The following is a 4,108-nucleotide window of genomic DNA, read 5'->3' on the forward strand; positions in this document are numbered from 1 at the left end:
CGCGCCATTCATCAAGCCGCTGGCCTCCTTCGAGGAGACGATGCTGCAGGCAGCATAACGCGAGCCAGGCCCGCTCCTGAACGTCAGCTTTGCCGACTCGGGTCATTCGTGTCTAGAGGCTCCTATGGGCCCACTGCCGTCATTCGCCGCTCTCCGGGCGCGTTCTCGCGATCATCCTATGACGGGGTCGGTGCGGGCACACGAGCGCGCGGCCCGTGTGGCGCTGGAGCGCGAAACCCGCGCCGATGCACCGGCGGGCGATTGCGTTTTCGGCCGAACGGCGCACACTCTTGCGTCGATCCGGACCACCTGAGCCTGGCGGCCCGAGCGCCCATCACACGGCTGATGCGCCATCCGGCAACCAAACCCCGGGAGAACGATCTTGGACATCCCCACCTGGCTGCGAGGGATCGGTTTGAGCCAGTATGCCGAGCTGTTTCGGTCCAACGACATCGATGACACGCTGATTCACCAACTGAGTGGCGACGATCTCAAGGAGCTGGGCGTCGTCTCGCTCGGTCATCGCAAGAGATTACTGGAGGCCATTGCGGCCCTCGGCCGTCCGCCTGAATCGGCGACACCTGGAGCCGTCTCGCCCGGACGTGTTGCAGACGCCCGCGGCTCGGCCGCCGAGCGCCGCCACCTCACCGTGATGTTCGTCGACCTCGTGGGCTCCACCGCACTCTCGACCCAGCTCGATCCGGAAGACATGCGTGAGCTGATCCGCACGTATCAAAACACGGTTGCCGGGGAGATCTCTCGCTTCGAGGGCCACATCGCGCAATTCCTCGGCGACGGCATGCTCGCCTATTTCGGCTGGCCGCGAGCGCATGAAGACGACGCCGAGCGTGCAGTGCGCGCCGGCTTGGCCGTCACGGCCGCGGCTTCGCGGCTGATGACGCCGGCCGCCAGGAACCTGCAGACGCGGATCGGCATCGCCACCGGCATGGTCGTCGTTGGTGACCTCATCGGCGAAGGATCGGGACTGCGCCACGCGGTCGTGGGCGAAACACCCAATTTCGCGGCGCGGCTGCAGGCTATTGCAGCGCCCGGCATGGTTGTCATCGCAGATGCGACGCGCCACCTCGCCGGCAATCTGTTCGTGCTGCGCGATCTGGGGGCACAGACTTTCAAGGGGATCACCGAGCCTGCGACCGTCTTTGCGGTGGTCGGAGAGCGCGCACTTGAAAGCCGGTTCGCGGCCCAACACGAGGGCGAAGTCACGCCGATCGTCGGCCGCGATAAGGAACTCGCATTGCTGGTCGAGCGCTGGCGGCAGGCCAAGGCTGGCGAAGGCCAGGTGGTACTGCTCAGTGGCGAAGCCGGCGTCGGCAAGTCGCGCATCACGGAAGCCGTGATCGAAGCAGCGCTCGCCGAGCCGCACTTTCTGCTGCGCTACCAATGCTCGCCCTATCACGCGGACTCCGCGCTCTATCCCACCATCCAGCAGATCACTCACGCGGCCGGATTCACCGAAGACGACACTGCGGACCGGCGCCTGGAGCGACTGGAGGCACTGCTGGCCACGGCCTCCGATGACGTCAGTGAGGTTGCGCCGCTGATCGCCATGTTGTTGGGGCTCGATCCGGCCTCGCGTTACGGCGCAAGCACGCTGACACCGCAGCAGCGCCGCAATCGCACGCTCGCGGCCCTCATCGACCAACTCACCGGTCTGGCCAGCCGCAAACCTGTGCTCTGGGTGGTTGAAGACGCGCAATGGATCGACCCGACGACGCTGGAGATGATCGAGTTGGCGCTCGATCGCGTACAGGGAACGCGCGTGCTCACGCTGATCATTTCACGCCCGAGCTTCGTCGCATCCTTCGGAAGTCATCCGGTGGTGACGCGGCTGACGCTGAACCGGCTCGACCGCGCCGCAACGCAGGCGATCATCACCCGCATCGCGCGTGGCAAGCGCCTTCCCGAGGTCCTGCTCGACGAGATTACCGCCAAGACAGACGGCGTTCCGCTTTTTGTCGAGGAAATGACCAAGGCGGTCATCGAGTCGGGGGTGCTGCGAGAGGACGGGAATGCCTACCACCTCCAGGGGCCGCTCAGCGCGCTCGCCATTCCTACCACGCTGCACGACTCGTTGATGGCGCGGCTCGATCGGCTGCAGCCGGTGAAGGAGGTGGCCCAAACCGCCGCGGTGATCGGCCGCAGCTTCGACCACCGAACCATCGCCGCACTTTCGGACAAGCCCGCGGACGAACTCGCCAGTGCCATGCGTCAGCTGGTGGAAGCCGAGCTGATCTTTCGCCGTGGCACACCGCCGGAGGCCACCTATCTCTTCAAGCATGCCTTGGTTCGTGATGCCGCCTACGAGAGCCTGCTCAAGGCCAAGCGGACCTCGTTGCACATCCGATTGCTCGATGTGCTGGAGGGCCGGGGCGATGCGGCCGCCGAGGTGAAAGCGCAGCATGCCGAGTCGGCCGGCCTCACCGAACGGGCGCTCGACTACTGGGCGCAGGCCGGCACGCAGGCACTGGCGCGACCCGCCTTCAAGGAGGCCATCGCGAATCTGGAGAATGCCGTTCGGCTCTGCCGCTCTATGGGCGAGGCACAGCAATGGAAGAGACGCGAGCTGGGTCTGTGGTTGCAGCTAAGACAGGCGTTGATCGCAAACCAGGGCTATCAGGCGTCGGCGACGCTGCACGCCTTCGAGCATGCGCTGGTCCTGGCCGACGGGATCGGAGACGCGTCGTTGCAACTGCCGGCGATGTACGGGCAATGGATCTACCTCTATGTCAAGGGCACGGGCTCTGGCGAGATCGCGAAGCGATATCGTGTGCTTGCCGAGGCGCAGGCCGAGAGCGGGCTGCGCCTTGTCGGACTGCGCATGCTCGCTCTGGAGCGCTTCCACGAAGGTCGCTTCAGAGAGTCACTCGTGCTCGCCAGGAAGTCGCTCGACACCTACGATCCGGTTGCGCATTGCGATCTGGCCAGTCTATTCGGCCATGATCCGCGCGCCTCGGCAACGAACTACGAAACCTGGATCCTCTGGCATCTGGGGTTTCCCGATCAGGCTGCTCGAACGAGCGAAGACAATCTGCGATGGACTCGGCAGGTCAACCACGCCAACACGACCGGTATCGCGTTGTGCTACGGGATCAATCTTTTACACATCTGGCTGCGTCAGCCGGTCCGGGTCGAAAGCATCGCACGCGAGGCCTTGCTACTTGCAGAAGAAAGATCGATGGCACTTTGGCATGCCTGGGCTCAGATTCATCTCGGTTGGGCTCTTTCACAACTTGGTAAGGCGCCGGGTCTCGACGAAATCGAGGCGGGTCTGCACGAGGCTCGCGAGATTGGAGCCGGCCGGCTCGAACCGCTGCACCGCAGTATCGCGGCCGACGCTTACTCGCGCGCTGGCCGGCACGACGAGGCCAACGCGAGCATCGCCGCGGCGTTTGCTGCCTTGGAGCATGGCCGTGACCTGGCCCTCGCTGCCGAGCTCTACCGCTCGCGGGCGGCGCTGCTGTTGCGCGCCGATGCACGCGAGCGCGACGCTGTCGAAGCAGACCTGCGCCGTGCGCTGGAGATTGCCAGTCAGCAAGAGGCGCCGTCGCTTCAGTTGCGCGCGGCGCGAGACCTCGCGGCTCTGTGGGCCGAACGCGGGGAAAGGCACCGGGCAGCGGACCTGCTTGCCCCTATATACGCTGCCTTCACCGAGGGTTTCGAGACACTGGATCTTGTGGAATCCAAGGCGCTGCTCGACGAATTGCGGGGCTGACGACGCGTTGGACCGCTGCGGCAGCTGGCCGCGCTGGTACCGCACGCACATTCGTTGCAAGCCGCCTGTTCTGCTGTCGGAGCAGCTTCGCCATTGTCATCAGCGTCGGACGCACCCTTGCGACTGGGCAACCCGTAGCCCCTCGATAGACAGCAACGTCATCTGCCGAAACTTGCTCTGTTTCCACCTGCACCAGGAGGACTCCATCAATGTCGGGTTCTGGCCGAGAGCCGCTGTCAGGCGGTCTCGCGCAGGACGGCCACGGCGACCTCGTATGCAAGTTGCTTCGCTCGAGGTCCTTTGGTCCACCGAAATCGGCCGTCACCCGCGGGTCAGCCGCACCGCGCCGCCGCGGTTGTTGGAGCCCTCTAGACC

General features: G+C 65.1%; 1 protein-coding gene. It reads left to right on the forward strand.

The annotated features are described in order from the left end of the window. The first annotated feature begins 382 nt into the window (after positions 1-382). The gene (locus AC1DY5_RS44925) at positions 383-3,733 is read left to right on the forward strand and encodes an AAA family ATPase (protein ID WP_478120870.1); all 3,351 of its coding nucleotides are present in this window, start codon (positions 383-385) and stop codon (positions 3,731-3,733) included. Positions 3,734-4,108: the final 375 nt, after the last annotated feature.

The organism is Variovorax sp. P4_D9 (assembly GCF_056401695.1).